The sequence below is a fragment of the Flectobacillus sp. BAB-3569 genome, assembly GCF_002270355.1.
GTDB classification, from domain to species: domain Bacteria; phylum Bacteroidota; class Bacteroidia; order Cytophagales; family Spirosomataceae; genus Flectobacillus; species Flectobacillus roseus.
Genome location: NZ_NJFZ01000003.1, coordinates 318,705 through 334,602, shown reverse-complemented (window position 1 = coordinate 334,602; position 15,898 = coordinate 318,705). Strand labels below are relative to the sequence as shown.

Annotated in this window: 23 protein-coding genes; all 23 read left to right on the top strand. The window is 39.7% G+C overall.

The window, feature by feature from the left end:
- Position 1 precedes the first annotated feature (1 nt).
- The 23 genes from BWI92_RS02335 to BWI92_RS02230 all read left to right on the top strand — a co-directional run bounded on the left by BWI92_RS02335 (position 2) and on the right by BWI92_RS02230 (position 15,439).
- Positions 2-565: a transglycosylase SLT domain-containing protein gene (locus tag BWI92_RS02335; RefSeq protein WP_095160513.1), complete on the top strand. Its 564-nt coding sequence runs from the start codon at positions 2-4 to the stop codon at positions 563-565.
- Positions 546-1,223, top strand: coding sequence for a transglycosylase SLT domain-containing protein (locus tag BWI92_RS02330; RefSeq protein ID WP_095160512.1), 678 nt, complete (start codon positions 546-548; stop codon positions 1,221-1,223). Before BWI92_RS02335 ends, BWI92_RS02330 begins: the two co-directional genes overlap by 20 nt.
- Entirely contained in the window at positions 1,220-1,441 is a 222-nt protein-coding gene (locus BWI92_RS02325; RefSeq protein WP_095160511.1) for a hypothetical protein, read from the top strand. Before BWI92_RS02330 ends, BWI92_RS02325 begins: the two co-directional genes overlap by 4 nt.
- An 8-nt stretch (positions 1,442-1,449) precedes the next feature.
- The gene (locus tag BWI92_RS02320; protein ID WP_095160510.1) at positions 1,450-1,782 is read left to right on the top strand and encodes a hypothetical protein; all 333 of its coding nucleotides are present in this window, start codon (positions 1,450-1,452) and stop codon (positions 1,780-1,782) included.
- On the top strand, positions 1,779-2,243 hold the full coding sequence (locus tag BWI92_RS02315) for a hypothetical protein (RefSeq protein WP_095160509.1): 465 nt from the start codon (positions 1,779-1,781) through the stop codon (positions 2,241-2,243). The genes BWI92_RS02320 and BWI92_RS02315 overlap by 4 nt, the downstream gene beginning before the upstream one ends.
- A 4-nt stretch (positions 2,244-2,247) precedes the next feature.
- Positions 2,248-2,385, top strand: coding sequence for a hypothetical protein (locus BWI92_RS27175; protein ID WP_166554030.1), 138 nt, complete (start codon positions 2,248-2,250; stop codon positions 2,383-2,385).
- Between the two features lie 18 nt (positions 2,386-2,403).
- Entirely contained in the window at positions 2,404-3,105 is a 702-nt protein-coding gene (locus BWI92_RS02310) for a hypothetical protein (RefSeq protein ID WP_095160508.1), read from the top strand.
- Entirely contained in the window at positions 3,102-3,404 is a 303-nt protein-coding gene (locus BWI92_RS02305) for a hypothetical protein (protein WP_095160507.1), read from the top strand. Before BWI92_RS02310 ends, BWI92_RS02305 begins: the two co-directional genes overlap by 4 nt.
- A 147-nt stretch (positions 3,405-3,551) precedes the next feature.
- On the top strand, positions 3,552-4,289 hold the full coding sequence (locus BWI92_RS02300) for a hypothetical protein (RefSeq protein WP_095160506.1): 738 nt from the start codon (positions 3,552-3,554) through the stop codon (positions 4,287-4,289).
- Positions 4,290-4,295: 6 nt separating this feature from the next.
- A complete protein-coding gene (locus BWI92_RS02295; protein WP_095160505.1) occupies positions 4,296-4,493 on the top strand; it encodes a hypothetical protein in 198 nt (65 codons plus the stop codon).
- A gap of 59 nt (positions 4,494-4,552) precedes the next feature.
- Complete coding sequence (locus BWI92_RS02290) at positions 4,553-5,209, top strand: hypothetical protein (protein ID WP_095160504.1); 657 nt, start codon at positions 4,553-4,555, stop codon at positions 5,207-5,209.
- A 6-nt stretch (positions 5,210-5,215) separates the two neighbouring features.
- Positions 5,216-5,743 (top strand): hypothetical protein, encoded by a 528-nt coding sequence (locus BWI92_RS02285; protein ID WP_095160503.1) that lies wholly within the window; start codon positions 5,216-5,218, stop codon positions 5,741-5,743.
- On the top strand, positions 5,743-9,927 hold the full coding sequence (locus BWI92_RS02280; protein ID WP_095160502.1) for a tail fiber protein: 4,185 nt from the start codon (positions 5,743-5,745) through the stop codon (positions 9,925-9,927). The genes BWI92_RS02285 and BWI92_RS02280 overlap by 1 nt, the downstream gene beginning before the upstream one ends.
- Complete coding sequence (locus tag BWI92_RS02275; protein ID WP_095160501.1) at positions 9,924-11,189, top strand: tail fiber protein; 1,266 nt, start codon at positions 9,924-9,926, stop codon at positions 11,187-11,189. Before BWI92_RS02280 ends, BWI92_RS02275 begins: the two co-directional genes overlap by 4 nt.
- Positions 11,190-11,209: 20 nt before the next feature.
- Positions 11,210-11,545, top strand: a complete 336-nt coding sequence (locus BWI92_RS02270; protein ID WP_095160500.1) for a hypothetical protein — start codon at positions 11,210-11,212, stop codon at positions 11,543-11,545.
- Positions 11,546-11,929 carry a hypothetical protein gene (locus BWI92_RS02265; RefSeq protein WP_095160499.1) on the top strand — a complete coding sequence of 128 codons (384 nt, stop codon included), beginning with the start codon at positions 11,546-11,548 and terminating at the stop codon, positions 11,927-11,929.
- A gap of 49 nt (positions 11,930-11,978) precedes the next feature.
- A complete protein-coding gene (locus tag BWI92_RS02260; RefSeq protein ID WP_095160498.1) occupies positions 11,979-12,245 on the top strand; it encodes a hypothetical protein in 267 nt (88 codons plus the stop codon).
- Positions 12,246-12,452: 207 nt separating this feature from the next.
- Positions 12,453-12,671 carry a hypothetical protein gene (locus BWI92_RS02255; RefSeq protein ID WP_095160497.1) on the top strand — a complete coding sequence of 73 codons (219 nt, stop codon included), beginning with the start codon at positions 12,453-12,455 and terminating at the stop codon, positions 12,669-12,671.
- A 1-nt stretch (position 12,672) separates the two neighbouring features.
- Positions 12,673-12,939, top strand: coding sequence for a hypothetical protein (locus tag BWI92_RS02250; protein WP_095160496.1), 267 nt, complete (start codon positions 12,673-12,675; stop codon positions 12,937-12,939).
- A gap of 3 nt (positions 12,940-12,942) precedes the next feature.
- Positions 12,943-13,377: a hypothetical protein gene (locus BWI92_RS02245; protein WP_095160495.1), complete on the top strand. Its 435-nt coding sequence runs from the start codon at positions 12,943-12,945 to the stop codon at positions 13,375-13,377.
- Positions 13,378-13,607: 230 nt separating this feature from the next.
- Positions 13,608-14,384, top strand: a complete 777-nt coding sequence (locus BWI92_RS02240; protein ID WP_095160494.1) for a toll/interleukin-1 receptor domain-containing protein — start codon at positions 13,608-13,610, stop codon at positions 14,382-14,384.
- Positions 14,385-14,441: 57 nt separating this feature from the next.
- Positions 14,442-14,870 carry a hypothetical protein gene (locus tag BWI92_RS02235; RefSeq protein WP_095160493.1) on the top strand — a complete coding sequence of 143 codons (429 nt, stop codon included), beginning with the start codon at positions 14,442-14,444 and terminating at the stop codon, positions 14,868-14,870.
- Positions 14,870-15,439, top strand: coding sequence for a toll/interleukin-1 receptor domain-containing protein (locus BWI92_RS02230; protein ID WP_095160492.1), 570 nt, complete (start codon positions 14,870-14,872; stop codon positions 15,437-15,439). Before BWI92_RS02235 ends, BWI92_RS02230 begins: the two co-directional genes overlap by 1 nt.
- The last annotated feature ends 459 nt before the right edge of the window (positions 15,440-15,898 follow it).

Below are 15,898 nucleotides of genomic sequence, written 5' to 3'. Positions count from 1 at the left end.
TATGCTACCCTTTGAATGGCTCACATACCGAAACCCTTACGGCTATATCTCCAAAGTTCGAGAAGTAGCTCAAAGACTTAAAATCAAGCCTGAATGGCTGATGATGGTCATTTGGGTGGAAAGTAAGCACAGCTCGCAAGCTGAAAATAAGCTCTCAGAAGCATTCGGCTTGATTCAATGCTTGCCAAGTACGCTAAGACGTTTGGGCTATTCATTAGGGCAAGTCAGGGGTAAGTTTGGAGAATGGCAATTAGAACACCTAGTGTATCCTTATCTAAAACCCTATATCGGGAAGATGAACTCAGCCTATGATGTGTATCTAGCTATTTTCCATCCCGCTGCCCTTGGTAAAGGTGATGGCTATGTTATTGCTTACGAGCGTGAAAAAGCCTACCAATACAATAAAGTACTAGATACGGTTTATGGTGATAGAGACGGCAAACTGGAAGTATTAGATGTAAAATTCTTCTTTAAAAAGTCTGTTCAGAATGCCGTAAAACTCCACAAGAAACTACCTGAATACAAAGACAAAATTCCGTTTGGTTATGAGCTTAGTTTATATTGAAAAAATACCCTCAAACCTTCGGACAGCCTTTGAGAATACGGTTAAGGCGATTTGTTCAGACCTAGGTATCAAAAATCCTGATTGGCTCATGATTGTCATGTGGGCAGAATCAAGGCTCAATCCACAGGCTCGAAACCCTAAAGGGACGGCTACGGGATTGATTCAGTTTTTGGAAAGTACTGCCAAAGACCTAGGGACAAGCACCGCAGCACTTTACAAGATGAACCACGTGCAGCAGCTACCTTATGTGAGAGAATACCTCAAACGAAGAATCAAGGAAAGAGGTGTGCCTAAAGACGCTTATCAGCTCTATTTTCTGGTACATTTTCCCATCGCATTCGGTAAAGCTGACAATACGGTGCTCTACCGAAGAGGTACAACAGCTTATGATAGCAACCCACTTGATTACAATGCAGATGGCGTGGTGACAGTGGCAGAAGTGAAACTATTCCTAAACAAAGCCTTGCCAGTCGGCTACGACAAAACAAATCTAACGACAGGGTCGATTAGTTCCCAAACTGGCAGGGCTTTGTTGTGGATCATAGGCATTTGCTTCTTTGTGGCAACAGGCTACTTTATTGTGCGTCCTGATTCATGGCAAGCAGTCAAAGCGCTCATCAAGGATTTTTTCAAACAAACCATCAAGGTTTTCAAATGAACTTAAACGTTTTTAGAAACATATACTATACCGATTCCGATATGCTCTTAGAAATACCAGTCATGGGCTTTATCATTCATGACTTTTCAGATTTGGCACAAGCAGGCTTCTTTCTTTTATCCGCCATTTATGTGTATTGGAAAATCAAGAATGAGAAGCTCAAGCATGAGAACATGAAATCTGGAAAGGTAGTAGAGGACAATGAGGACGATAACTAACAATCATTATGGCAAAGTATGAGGATGAAATATTAGCAGCACTACACCAAAACACCTTGGTGATGCAGCAAATGGTCGCTCAGCAGAATCCTACAAATGCTCAAAAGTCTGATGTGTCGGGCTTGAAAGCTTTTATCAAGGTGGCGGTAGATAATCCCAAAACTACGATTGCAGGTTTGGGTATTTTCGTTTGCGAAATTATCAAAGTGTTTATTCCTGAGATGCACGAAAAACTGGAAATGACCAAAGCAGGTCTTGAATCCTATCTAGGTTACAAAGCCGTGGATGCCAGTGCCAAGCCCAAACTACCACCTAAGGAAGAAGAGGTCGTTGCAGGATGAGAAAATTCATGATTGCTTTTAAGCACTATCAACACGAAAAGAACAACCTACAGAATCAGGTGATGAAGGCTCTTTTAAGAAGTGAATTTATTCATTGCGAGCTGGTTTTCTCAGATGGTAAGGTCGGTTCATCGAATCAGTTTACAGGTGTAAACATCTTTGAGGAAGACAAAACTCGAAACCCGTTTTATTGGGAGTTCTACGAAATTCCGTGGTACTACGAAGCCGAGACACGAAAATACGTAGCACGAAAGGTAGGTAAACCCTATAATTGGGGTGGGGTCTTGGGAAGTATGCTATATCCAATAGGGCTGAGTCAAGATGGTTTTTGTTGTGCTGACCTCTGCTATGTTGCACTTTGTAAATCAGGTGTGCCGCTACCCAATCATGACCCTGAGAGTGTTTCACCTAATGATTTGCGGTTAATGATTCAAAAACTCTATCCACGAATATACCCTTGAAACGATGTTTAACAAACTCTTAAAACTCGGAAGCTTCTTTGTTGGCTTATGTATCGCTGGTTTCTATGTGTCAGGTATGATGCTCAACTTTATCCAGCTTCGTAAGGAAAAAGAACTTCGAAAAATCAATAAATACGAATAACCGCTAAACCTATACGAAATGAAACAAGGTGATATCCTTTATGCCAAAAGCTTACGATTCACAGCCTTTGCAGGAAAGAAGGAAGAACGAAAATACAACCCTTGGGTAGACACCACGAGCAATCGAAACTTTCTGACCTACTTAATACCGGGCGTTGGGCAAGTCATCGGTCTGGTTGATTTTGCGACAGGCTATCAACAATATGACGACAGTCCCATTGGCAATGAATTAAAGTTCTTGGCAGAAAGTGACCCCGATACCGTTCCCATGCAATTATTCATTGGTGGCTCAACTCATCCACCACAACGCAAGCTCTTAGTGGAGTTTGAATTTGGGGATGTGGTGGGCGTGTTTGCTGGTAAGACCAAGTATTTAGGTGGCGTTGCCTACGTCCAAGTAGCCGTCGAGATTCGTGGTTACACAGGGTCTGGAGATGACTTCCCTGTTCCAGCTTTAGTCTGGGTACGACTGTCTGATGTATCCAATGACCAAGACGAACTAACCCAACTCGCTGAGCAAGGACAATCGGGCAATGTGGATACCAAAACCCTAAAAGAAAAGCTCTCTAAAGCGCCAACGAGTGTAACAGGAAGTGGATCTGGTTCAGATTCAAACAATGGAGGTTCCAAAACAGGCTTAATCCTTGGTATCATTGCTGGCGTGGTGTTGATTGGTGTCACGATTTGGGCAATTGTCACTCGTAAAAAAGAAGACTCATGAAAAAGACAGCAACGGACACTTCACAGGGTTTGGATACTTCCAAAACTCCTAGTTCAAACCAGACAAATACGGATAAAAACGGCAAAACCAAGGTCGGACAAGCTATATCCAATATTTGGGGTGGGATTAAAGGTATTTTTACAGGAAAAACACCAAATCCTGTTTCAGCCAATGGCACAACTTTGCAGGTAAAAGATAACCAAGGCAATGTCATAGCTCAGAAGGAAACCAATACCAATTGGGGCGGAGTGTTGGCAGGTGTAGGATTACTTTTTACCAGTATTTTCCAAATGCCATAAATCAAGATTCTAATCTCAACAACCAACAACCTGACCCCAATGTCCAGCAACAGCAATTGCAGCGAACGGGTCAAAACATTCTTTGGATAGTTGGTTTAGCGATTGTGGGCATAGGCACTACCATTTTTATCTATTTCAAAAAGAGGGATGATTAGACTTGGAGTAGTTTCGAAAGTAAAGGAAATAGACCCTGAGCAACTACGAAAAATCGTAGCAGCTATCAATAAGCAATTGTCGCTACATTTTGCGCCTTATTGGGCAATTGAAGCGCAAGCTACGGTTTTTAGTAGTTCTTCGATGATTCCTGTGGGCTATTTCCCTGTGACCATCGAATATGACATTGGCGAAGACCTTGGTGGTTTTCATGGCGTTGGCGACGATGGAATTCCATTTGGTAAGGTTAGATATTCTAGCAAAGTCAGTTATGTTCTTTCACATGAGATTCTGGAAATAGTTCATAATCCTTACCTCAAGAAGTTTCGAAAAACCACAGGGTTTAAGGAAAATGAAGATGACCCGCTCTATGTAGAGGAAGTCGCTGATGCCACTGACGGAAAAGGCTATCTGATTGATGGTATTGAGGTATCCAATTTCATTACTCCCGACTGGTTCAACAAGGTTCATGTCGAGAACATCAAATATGATTTTCTAGGCCTTTTGAAAAGACCTCGTGAATTGTACGAAGGTGGATACATTAGCTGGCTCAGCGTACAAGGAGAATACTGGCAAGCAGTCAAAACCAAAGGAAAGCTCCTGATACGAAAGCTCACAGGTTCAAGTGTGGCCAGTGAAACCAAGAATAACCCACTAGCTTGGATTATACCAAGTGCGGTAGTTTTATTGAGTATAGTTGCATACCTCTTTATTCGTAAAAAAACCTCTTAATAACCTATGAAAAAGACCCAAAAGAAGTCAGAGGAGAAGCCTAAAAGAAGCTTTTCTCCTGCACAAAAAGAAGCCCAAAAGAAAGTAAAACAAGTCAATCTGGAAGCTGTGAAAAGTATCTACGAAGCTGGCAAAGCAGGAAAGCCCATGCCCACATGGGGTAAATCGCTAAAAGTAGCTTCCAAGAAAGTCTACAACAAGTAACTACCTCTAAACCCAGAAAATAGCCTTGGTCGAATTTCGGTCAAGGCTTTCTTGAAGTTATGAAACAACAAAAATATCCTACTTGGGGCATTGCAGTGATTGTAGTAGCAGCATTATGGTTTTTCTGGGATAAGATAGGTTTGTTTTTCACTCAGAAAGCTCAAAAAGAGCTAGCTGCTTCAAATGCGAAAATAGACAAAGACACTGATTATTTACTTGATCTGCTGGCAAAGGAACGTCTTGCCATTCAAAACCTATCCGAAAAGATAAAGGATTTAGAAGAAAATACTACCAAAGAACCAAGTGGCGATGTCTCGAATCATTATAGTACCACGGTTTACAAGGGAGTGGATTTTCAAGAAGTCATTGCGGGCGAATATATCGTAAAAGGTCGCCTAATCACTGTTAAGAATGGTCTTGCCTATCACTTCAACCCAAGTCTGGAGGAAAACTACCTCAAAGCCACTGGTATAAGCCTCGACAATGCGCCAACTGGCGAAACACTTCATATTCAAGTCGAAGGAGTTGTTGAAATTGCCAATTGGGGACTAATGGTCAATACGAATTACTATGCTGGTCCCGCTGGACAACTGATTCCTAATGCTCCGAATGGCGCTCTCGAAGGTGGAGTAACCCAAAGTGTGGGTTTGTCGATCACCCATGAAAAGCTCAATATTGATTTCTCAGTTTCTATCATAAATCAAATAATCACCTAAACAAACATGGCTACAAAAAAGCAAGCTCTAATTAAAACCACTGACGGTAAGATGCAAGTCAGTGTGGCGACTGATACCAGCGACGGTACAGCCGCTAATGCAGGACGTTTCCTACTCTTAAATGATAATGGGATTGTCGATGAATCTGTGATTCCAGACTGGATGAAAGGATTCTTAGTAAAAGACAACTGTGTGGAAACAGGCGGTATTGCTGTTGGAAAAATCGTAGCGCTCACAGCTACTGGTTTTGTACTGGCAGACAATGGCTCTTTGGCAAAAGATGCCATTGGCATTGCCGTAACTGTCGGTGTTAACAACGCTCAAATGTCTGTGTTGACAGGTGGAAAGTTTACCATTGCAGGGGCAGCATTCACCAAAGGCTCTAATTACTTTTTGGGAACTGGTGGTGATGTGACAACCATTCCACCCGATAATGTTGCTAATAAGCTCTCTCAGAAAATCGGGAAGGCATTAGCACCCACTCAAATGGTATTAGAGATTTCAGAACCAATTATCACTAGCTCGTTAAATTAATGAAGAAAAAAGTCGTAATAAAGAACGCTAACGGCAGTCTTGCTGAATTGAATGTCAATCTTGTTCCAGAGGGAGGGTCAACTAATATGGCACTGCTAAAGGATGATGCTGGCTATTCATTCCGATTTCTTACGACTTCAGTTATCTCAGATGATTCCAATAAACGCTTTGTGACAGATACACAAATCAATTATTGGAATGCTAAAGTTGAACGTTCAGAACTCTCTGCCTATCTCCCCCTAACTGGTGGAAATATGGCGTATGGCGCACGAATTAGCTTTGACCCAAACTCATACATCGGGTATGGAAACGCAGACAATGCCACCACTACAGGCTATAATTTAGAAATTGCCAGTTGGTGGGGCATTGGCTTTAAAGCCACCGTAGATAATATTACTCGTATAGTTTTCGATACCCGTGCGGGGCGTATTCTCAGTAAAGCTCTTAAAGTTTCTGACTTTGCTGATGGTCTAAATTCTGTACCCGTTGTCTCTGATGCAAACGGAAACCTCGTTAAAACATCCTTTGGTGCTGATTGGGTCAATACTAACGCCAACAGACGATTTGTTACCGATAGTCAAGTTACAGCTTGGAATGCCAAGGTTGAGCGTTCGGAGTTAGGAGCTTATTTGCCTCTCGTTGGAGGGATAATCTCTGGAAAGCTTGATATTCTTGCTCAAGGTGGAACTCGTTTGGAGGAAGCCAAACTTTGTATTAATACCTCCAATGTTGCCAAGCCTCCAGCTCTCGCCTTTCATACACCCGGTGTATCAGCCGTACAACTGTATGAGAAGCAAGGACACCTATATGTCAGAAACGATAATAACACGGCCTATGATGACCAGCACTTCAAGGTATGGACACAAATGAACCACGGTATTGGTTCTGGATTGAATGCGGATTTACTTGATGGATATCATGCTAGTTTTTTTACCGATGTCAATAATTTGAATACTAATGCCAGCAGAAGATTTGTCTCTGATACACAAATAAGTTATTGGAATAGCAAAGTAGATAGAGCTGAATTAGGCGCCTATTTGCCTTTAACGGGGGGGTATTTAACAGGGAAACTTGAAATTCAAGGGCTTGGTGGTACGCATTGGTCTGATTCAAAGTTAGCCGTTGTCACAACAGACAATACCAAACACCCTTCAATCACCTTGCATTCACCGGGTAATTCTGCTGTTACGATTTATCAGAAAAACTTCGATTTATTCATTCGGTCAGATTATAGTGAAGCAGCTGCTACGACTCATAATCGTATTTGGACTCAGCTCAATCATGGCATAGGCTCAGGCATGAATGCTGATTTACTCGATGGTTTTCATGCAGCCTATTTTACGGACGTCAATAATTTGATTACGACCAGTGGCAAACGTTTTGTGTCAGATAGCCAGATTAGCCAATGGACTAATAAGGTAGAAAGAACAGAACTTGCTTCATATCTTCCATTGACAGGTGGGAATATGGCTTATGGTGCTAAAATTAGCTTTGGAACAAGCGAATACATTGGCTATGGTAATGCCGACAATGCTACAACTACAGGCTATAATTTAGAAATCGCTAGTTGGTGGGGTATAGGCTTTAAGGCTAGCATAGACAATATCGCTCGCATCGTATTCGACACTCGTGCTGGTCGTATCATCACCAAAACAGTTAGAATTACAGATTTTGCAGACGGTGTAAACGCTGTTCCAGTGGTGGCAGATGCCAGTGGCAACCTAGCGAAAACGGCCTTCAGTGCTGATTGGGTCAATACCAATGGGAATCGACGATTTGTCACAGATACACAAATTGCCACTTGGAATGACAAGGTTGAACGTTCTGAATTAGGCGCTTATTTGCCACTTTCAGGAGGTAGCCTAAGTGGACGACTAGAAATCAATGCAGGAGGTGGTACACATTGGTCAGAGTCAAAATTCAATATCATTACAGCTGATGCTACCAAAGCTCCTTCGATGAGCTTTCATCGAATTGGAACTTCAGTGGTGACTTTGTATGAAAAAGATGGAGGACTTCATGTAAGAAATGATTACTCTGAGACAGCCGCTAATGTTCACAAGAAAGTCTGGACAGAGATTAATCATGGAATTGGATCAGGAATGAATGCCGATTTACTCGACGGCTATCATGCTGCTTATTTCATAGATGTTAATAATCTCACCACGAATACCAATCGAAGATTTGTCACAGACAATCAAATAACCTATTGGAATGGTAAGGTTGATCGTATAGAACTAGGTGCCTATTTGCCCTTAACGGGTGGAAGAGTTACAGGACGTTTAGAAGTGTTTAGTGAAGGGGCTGATTTAACGAATGGTAATACCTCTATTGACCAAACCAAACTGGCAATAACAACTACAAATATCAATCGTCCACCTGCTATTGTTTTTCATACTCCTACCGTGTCTTCTGTGGTGTTGTATGAAAAAACTGGAAATTTATATATTCGTGACTTTGGCAGTACCAGTGATAATGTACTTTGGAGTCAGAAAAATCATGGCATTGGTTCAGGATTGAATGCGGATTTACTTGATGGATACCATGCCAGCTTTTTTACCGATGTCAATAATTTAAACACAAATGCCAACAGAAGACTTGTCTCTGACACCCAAGTAAATTACTGGAATGGAAAGGTTGACAGAACAGAGTTGTCCTCCTATCTGCCCTTGACAGGAGGAAATATGGCGTATGGCGCAAAAATTAGCTTTGACGCCAACTGTTATGTGGGGTACGGGAATGCTGACAATGCTACGACTACAGGCTATAATATAGAAATTGCGAGCTGGTGGGGTATTGGGTTCAAATCAACGAATGACAACACCACTCGTATCGTAATGGACACACGAGCTGGACGTATTTTGACTAAAGCGCTAAGAATCTCTGATTTTGCGGATGGTTTAAACTCAGTTCCAGTCGTGGCAGATGTCAATGGAAACTTAGTTAAAACCTCCTTTGGGGCTGATTGGGTCAATACCAATAGCAATCGACGATTTGTCACAGATACCCAAGTAAGCTATTGGAACGGAAAAGTAGATAGAGCTGAATTAGGTGCGTATTTGCCCTTAACGGGTGGATATTTGACAGGGAAGCTTGAAATCCAAGGACTTGGTGGTACACACTGGTCAGATTCTAAGTTAGTGGTGGTCACGACAGACAGTACAAAACACCCTTCACTAACTTTACATTCACCGGGTAATTCTGCTATTACGATTTATCAGAAAAACTTCGATTTATTCGTTCGGTCAGATTACAGTGAAGCTGGAGCTAATATTCATAATCGAATTTGGACTCAGCTCAATCATGGTAGTGGTTCAGGAATGAACGCTGACTTACTCGATGGTTTTCACGCAGCTTACTTTACAGATGTCAACAATTTGATTACGACGAGTAGCAAACGTTTTGTTTCTGATAGTCAAATTAGCCAATGGACAAATAAAGTAGAACGAACTGAGCTGGCCTCTTATCTTCCCTTAACAGGAGGTAATATGACTTATGGAGCAAAAATTAGCTTTGGGACAAGCGAATACATTGGCTATGGTACTGCGGATAATGCAACAACTACAGGCTATAACTTGGAGCTTGCAAGTTGGTGGGGCATTGGCTTAAAGTCTAGTTATGATAATACTGCTCGTATCGTATTCGATACCCGTGCGGGTCGTGTCATTACCAAAACCGTGAGAATTACGGACTTTGCAGATGGGCTAAATGCGGTTCCAGTCGTGGCGGATGCAAATGGAAACCTTGTCAAAACCTCTTTTAGTTCTGATTGGGTTAATACATACGCCAACAGAAGATTTGTTACTGATAGTCAAGTTACTGCTTGGAATGCCAAGGTTGAGCGTTCGGAGTTGGGCGCTTATTTGCCTTTAGTTGGAGGGATAATCTCTGGAAAGCTTGATATTCTTGCACAGGGTGGAACTCGTTTGGAGGAAGCTAAACTTTGTATTAATACCTCCAATGTTGCCAAGCCTCCAGCGCTTGCTTTTCATACGCCCGGTGTGTCAGCCGTACAACTATATGAGAAGCAAGGACATCTCTATGTCAGAAACGATAATAACACGGCTTATGATGACCAGCACTTCAAGGTATGGACACAAATGAATCACGGCAGTGGTTCTGGCATGAATGCGGATTTACTTGATGGATATCATGCCAGTTTTTTACCGATGTCAATAATTTGACTACTAATGCCAACAGAAGATTTGTCTCTGACACCCAAGTAAGTTATTGGAACGGCAAAGTGGATAGAGCTGAATTAGATTCTTATTTGCCGTTAACAGGTGGGAATATGGCGTATGGCGCAAAGATAAGTTTTGGTACAAGCGAATACATTGGCTATGGAACTGCGGACAATGCTACTACCACAGGATACAATTTGGAAATCGCTAGTTGGTGGGGTATTGGCTTTAAGGCTAGTATAGACAATACCGCTCGCATTGTATTCGATACCCGTGCTGGACGTATCCTAAGCAAAACAATCAGAATCACAGAATTTGCAGATGGTTTAAACTCTGTTCCTGTGGTGGCAGATGTGAATGGTAACTTGGTCAAGACTTCATTTGGAGCAGATTGGGTGAACCCAAATGCCAACAGAAGGTTTGTATCGGATAGTCAGATATCGTACTGGAACAGCAAAATATCAGGTATAAGCTTGGAGGAGAATGGATCTGTAAAATCTGGAAATAATGGTAATATTAACTTTTGTGATGGAGCTTTTATAGGAGCCTCTGTATCGGGCAATCAAGTACGCTTCAATGTAGATGTTGTTAATGATGACGCTCGATACAATAATACCACGATTTCGCCCATTTCAACCAGCTTTGTCAAAGGTAAAATCGACGGAAAGGCTGACTGGGGGCATTCACACCATTGGGATTCGATTTATGGTAAACCAAGTTTTTCAGTCCTTTTGCAAGAGAATGCCGCTGATAAGGGTATGTATAGCGTAATTAATTTCTCCTCTGGCGCTTACAATGTCATTCAGGTGGATGGGAACACTGTGCGATACCATGTGGATGTAGTCAACGACGATTCCAGATGGGCTAATTGGTGTACTAATCCAGCCTCCGTAGCCTTAGTGAAAAGTAAAATAGACGGAAAAGCAGACTGGGGTCATTCACACAGTTGGGAAAGCATCTATGGTAAACCTACCGAGTTTAACCCAAGTCCTCATAATCATAATTGGAATGATATTGCCGATAAACCCTTTGAATTCAATGGAAATGTAGTTTCTACGAACTATTGGTTCAATTCTAAACATGGATGTGTGATGGAAGGTATGAGCTATATTCATAACATTAGTTCCGAAGTTATCGGCTCTGATGCTATATCAACCAATAATCTTCGTCTTAACATGACACCTTCATATTCGAAGTCCAGTGCGCCAAGTGGTTACCTGACGCTTGAAGGTAACAGAGTCGTTTTTGTAAACTCATTTAATTAATTTATAACCTCTTAAAATCTATGTTTTTAGCAACACTTTCGCCTAATAAAAAAGGCGTTTCACAAATTGAAATTATTGCCGATAATATCTCGGAAACCAGACAAAATATCTCTATTTCATACAATGAAAAGATTGACTTGTCCAGAATTGCAGATGCCAAGAAGTACCCTGATGCCAATGGTATTTTCCAAACCAGCAAACAATATTCCTTCACAGAAGCTGAATTTAATGAATGGTACACGACTGAAAAGTTGGTAATGGAGATTCTTTTGACCGCTCTTGGACTTGAATATGAAAAGATTGAGAAGTATCAAAATGGGGAATTAGTAACCATAAAGACTAAAGTAACCGAATAGGTGTTTAGTCAACTCTATCTCCCCATCAAGCTCCCGCTCTGGAAGGTACGCCTTCTACAGGGCGGAGCTCTTTTGTTTGTATGCCTACTCATTGCAGTGGGATATTTTTATTATCAGAAAGACACCCAAGTAGCCAAAGCCGAAGGACAGAAAATAGAAATCAATGAGAGAATTGCCCATCGAGAGCAACAAAGGACCACACTCCAAAAGATTGCCTACGAAGCATTCAAAAACGGACTTTCTACCCAAGAACAAATCCAAGAAAAGCACCATGAAGACGAACGCAATATCAATGTGTATATCCTTGCTCTGCCTGATTCTACCATTGAAGCTCTATTCACAGACCAATACGGACAGCCTAAGCCAATCACGGTTTACAAATAAGTACTATCTGATAACGCCATTACAGCTACGAAATATCGTGGCCGACCGTATGCGATATGATTCTCTACTGGTTCGATACAATGCCCTCATTCGCAACAATCAAACAGTTATTGAACCAGCCATAGATGCTGCCACCCAATCATTCGAACTAGCTGACCAGAACGCTCGTGACTATTCGAAAATCATAAAGCTAGATACCAAAACCATCAAGAACCAAAAGTTTCAAATCATTTGGCTCAAAGTTAGAGCGCCACTGTTAGGTGCAGCTCTGTTCTATTTAGGAAACAAGTCTGTAACATGGGGATGGAAATTTTGATAGCAAAATTTAAAACCGGGAATTGCGATATCAGCGCTCGAGATGAAAAAATGATAGCAAAATTTCACCGGGTTTTTCAGGAGCAGAACCCCAACACTGAGTCGACATCATAAAATTGATAGCAAAATGGTATAGAGCTGCCAACTTCACACCAGAGAAATGGGTATATTTTGCTATCAAAATTTCTAAAGCACTAAACCTATAAATATGAATGACATAATTGGCACAGTCGGCAACCTTGTAGGAGGTCTGTTTGGTAGTCAGTCACAAGACAACACTACCGATTTATCCATACAGGGAACAAAATATGATGGGATTGCCTATCAAAAAGAAGTCGAACAAAACAAAAAGCTTACAACGTATCTCCTCATCGCTTTTGCCATAGGAATCACAGTTTTAAGCGTATCACTATTCAAAAGGAAATAATATGGCAAACATCGCAGATATTGGAAAGATCATAAATTCTGGCATATCATCGCTAGGCAATGCAGTAAAAAGTGTTTTCCAAGTCACCGAAACAGGTAAAACCAATAGAACTCAATTAGAAACAGATTCAGAAAAATATGGTAAAGATTCCGCTTACGCATCAAGTGTAACTGTCCAACAAGGGAAAACAATTCGAGTCTTACTTATCTCTATAAGTGCTATTTTTCTCGCCTTTCTAACATTCAAACTTGTTAGAACCAATCAATAATCTATGAAAAAGCTTATAATAATTGTCACCATAATAGCGGCAATAATAGTTGCTTATTTTCTAGGCAAAACGCCTAAGAATAGCTCTAGTTCAACAGCCAGCAACCAGCTAGATGATTCAGAAACCACCCAAAATTCAAGAGGTAGCATAACCAATAACAATACTGGTAACAGCTCCAACAATACAGGTTCTAGCAACACACAAAACAATGGTTCAGAAGCAAACCAAGATCTAGTAGATACAAGTAAGTTTTATGACTATTGGTCAGAGAGAGGGGAATACATTTACCTCAGAAAAGGAGGGAAAACAGCATTAGGAAACTATGCAGTGGGTTTCTTAAAGGATGGTAGAATAGTTTATACGCATTATCAAAATGAAGGGACTCCTGAGGAGATTATGAAGTATAGTTTATCACCAGAGTATTTGCTTGTTTATTGATTGAAACGGGAGTCTATGTGATGTAGGCTTCCGTTTTTTTTATTGTAATCCAACCTAGTATTCTATTCTTGATTGACTTTGGTTAATAAAATTCAAACATTCATTTATATTTTATAATGGTTTTATATACACCATGAAATTTAATTATATTGCGAAGAAAGACTAGTTAGCGGTAATATTAAAACCGAAGTGCTAACTTGAAACATTTATTAAGCAGAAAGCCCCCGACCATGCAAGACGAAAAAATAATAAGACAGGAAGCAAAACAGTTTTTTAACTGGCATATAGGTAGTGGACACCGTGAACCGATAAAACAATTTCATGAAATTAAAAACAGGCTTTACGACTTTTACTCTGACGAATTTAAAGCAGTTTTCTTAGACGAAATACAAATTTGTATCAATGATCAACTGTTAGACCATAGAAAAAAAGCTCATGGTGGACAACCAGATCCGAACTGTCAATATGAAATCGGTTCTGAAAAACTATTGTTTTACACCCGACAAGAATTAAGCACACTACCTATTGTTGCTCACCAGCTTTTCAAGACAAATCCAGCGCAAGTCAGAAATAAAGTTTTCGTAAGCTACAGTCATTTAGATAAAGAATTTTTAACGGATATTCAACGACACTTCAAACCATTTCTACGTCAAATTGATTTTTGGGATGATACTAAAATTCAACCTGGGCAAAAGTGGAAGGATGAAATTCGTAAGGCAATTAGTGAAACAAAGGTTGCTATACTTTTAGTAAGTACGGATTTTTTAGGATCAGACTTTATAGCATCGGACGAACTACCACCATTGCTAAAGGCAGCAGAAGAAAATGGTGCTGTAATTTTAATAGTAATTCTTAAACCATGTTTATTTGAGGCGTTTTCGGAGCTAAATCAATATCAAGCAATGAATCCACCTTCAAAACCATTGATAAAAATGGATTATACAGAAAAGGAAGACACTTTGGTTAATTTGGTTAGACAAACCAAAAGAATACTAAACGAAAATTAAACTTATTATAAGCGTCATTCTAATTTGATAACCCGAAATCACACTCAGAGATATAAAATGAATGAACTATTAGCCAATTCTTATTTTAAAGATTTTGCAATACCATTAATATCCGTTTTTCTGACTATTGCAGTCAAAGTTGTTAGTAGAAAAGATACTTTCATGGAAGCGACAAAGGACGACTTTGCTATAGGCTTTGACCTTACAGTGACAGCCCTGATACTTTTAGTTTCTTACGCTTCAAAAATAGCTGTTGACATACACTTAAATATTTCACCGCAGATTGAGGTTCACAAAAAAAAATTAGAATTTGTTCCTTGGTTACTATTCTTTTTTACCTTAGGACTTTGGGCATTATCAACACTCGTAAGAAAATATGGTTGGGTGCAAAATCAGAACAGGGAATTGACAATGGTTTGTGGAGTTATAGTTCCAGATATAATTGGTTTAGCGGCACTTTTGTTCATCGTAAATTATATTGACTAATGAAAAATGGAAAAATAGAAAATATCATATCATTTATTGCTTTGGCTGTTTCAATAATTGGGGTTTTCATTACAAATTCTAAAGCAGAGACTGATATTAAATATTCTCAAGTTGTCATTGGAGTTATAGGTAGTGGAGTCGGTATGGCTCTTTCTATTTTATTCGTAATACTTAGAAAGAAAAAGCCCAGTTCTACTGTTTTTATAGCGTACTCATACAATGATAAGGAGATTGCGGATAAGATTGCGAATTTACTGAATGACAAACATGTAAGGGTTATTAAAGAAGATGAAGAAATTGAAATTGGATTCGACATACAAAAGCAGATAAAAGAGATTATTAAAAATGTTGATATTGTCATTATCTTACTTTCAAAAGATTATTACAAAAGTAAAAACCTGAAAAAAGTAATTGAACTAAGTAAATCTTTACAGAAAAGAATTTTACCAATCACAACTGACAATTCGGAATTGCCATCAAACGTTGCTAATCTGAAATATTTTGACACATCAGAAGGAATAGAAAAGGTGACAAGGGAGATTGTTGATAATATAATACATATTGCGTAAAACTTCGCTAAACAAAAGGTTCTATAAAAGTTGAGCAGTGGTGCCAGCCAGACCATTTATACCGCTATTCTATCCCTCTCTAATTAGATATTTATACTAATGAGTCCAATATGGAATATACAGGATACCATTTTTACGTAAATCGAAAAAGGAGCCTAGCTCTTTATTAATAGTTTATGTAAGTCCAATAATATAAACCTCCAGATACGGTTACAGTGCTTTTCTAATAACCACTTCCATTATTTTTTTGCTTCTAAGGTATGTGTACCTTTTGTAAAACCTTCTTCGGTAACTGAGTTGGTACTGTAACATGAAGGACTATAGAAGTAATTACAATATAATATGTTGTTTCTTATGACAAACGATTCATGTATCTTATACAATGTCATCCTATAATCACTTAAAAAGTGATTCAAATTATATACATAATATTTTTATAGATTTGTAATATCTTACTTT

Bases quoted from the DNA above. Each gene is read 5' to 3' on its own strand.
- BWI92_RS02315 (WP_095160509.1), top strand. From the start codon at position 1,779: ATGAGAAAATTCATGATTGCTTTTAAGCACTATCAACACGAAAAGAAC.
- BWI92_RS02280 (WP_095160502.1), top strand. From the start codon at position 5,743: ATGAAGAAAAAAGTCGTAATAAAGAACGCTAACGGCAGTCTTGCTGAA.
- BWI92_RS02240 (WP_095160494.1), top strand. From the start codon at position 13,608: ATGCAAGACGAAAAAATAATAAGACAGGAAGCAAAACAGTTTTTTAAC.
- BWI92_RS02250 (WP_095160496.1), top strand. From the start codon at position 12,673: ATGGCAAACATCGCAGATATTGGAAAGATCATAAATTCTGGCATATCA.
- BWI92_RS02230 (WP_095160492.1), top strand. From the start codon at position 14,870: ATGAAAAATGGAAAAATAGAAAATATCATATCATTTATTGCTTTGGCT.
- BWI92_RS02330 (WP_095160512.1), top strand. From the start codon at position 546: ATGAGCTTAGTTTATATTGAAAAAATACCCTCAAACCTTCGGACAGCC.
- BWI92_RS02335 (WP_095160513.1), top strand. From the start codon at position 2: ATGCTACCCTTTGAATGGCTCACATACCGAAACCCTTACGGCTATATC.
- BWI92_RS02295 (WP_095160505.1), top strand. From the start codon at position 4,296: ATGAAAAAGACCCAAAAGAAGTCAGAGGAGAAGCCTAAAAGAAGCTTT.
- BWI92_RS02325 (WP_095160511.1), top strand. From the start codon at position 1,220: ATGAACTTAAACGTTTTTAGAAACATATACTATACCGATTCCGATATG.
- BWI92_RS02305 (WP_095160507.1), top strand. From the start codon at position 3,102: ATGAAAAAGACAGCAACGGACACTTCACAGGGTTTGGATACTTCCAAA.
- BWI92_RS02255 (WP_095160497.1), top strand. From the start codon at position 12,453: ATGAATGACATAATTGGCACAGTCGGCAACCTTGTAGGAGGTCTGTTT.
- BWI92_RS02300 (WP_095160506.1), top strand. From the start codon at position 3,552: ATGATTAGACTTGGAGTAGTTTCGAAAGTAAAGGAAATAGACCCTGAG.
- BWI92_RS02235 (WP_095160493.1), top strand. From the start codon at position 14,442: ATGAATGAACTATTAGCCAATTCTTATTTTAAAGATTTTGCAATACCA.
- BWI92_RS02260 (WP_095160498.1), top strand. From the start codon at position 11,979: ATGCGATATGATTCTCTACTGGTTCGATACAATGCCCTCATTCGCAAC.
- BWI92_RS02290 (WP_095160504.1), top strand. From the start codon at position 4,553: ATGAAACAACAAAAATATCCTACTTGGGGCATTGCAGTGATTGTAGTA.
- BWI92_RS02245 (WP_095160495.1), top strand. From the start codon at position 12,943: ATGAAAAAGCTTATAATAATTGTCACCATAATAGCGGCAATAATAGTT.
- BWI92_RS02270 (WP_095160500.1), top strand. From the start codon at position 11,210: ATGTTTTTAGCAACACTTTCGCCTAATAAAAAAGGCGTTTCACAAATT.
- BWI92_RS02320 (WP_095160510.1), top strand. From the start codon at position 1,450: ATGGCAAAGTATGAGGATGAAATATTAGCAGCACTACACCAAAACACC.
- BWI92_RS02310 (WP_095160508.1), top strand. From the start codon at position 2,404: ATGAAACAAGGTGATATCCTTTATGCCAAAAGCTTACGATTCACAGCC.
- BWI92_RS02285 (WP_095160503.1), top strand. From the start codon at position 5,216: ATGGCTACAAAAAAGCAAGCTCTAATTAAAACCACTGACGGTAAGATG.
- BWI92_RS27175 (WP_166554030.1), top strand. From the start codon at position 2,248: ATGTTTAACAAACTCTTAAAACTCGGAAGCTTCTTTGTTGGCTTATGT.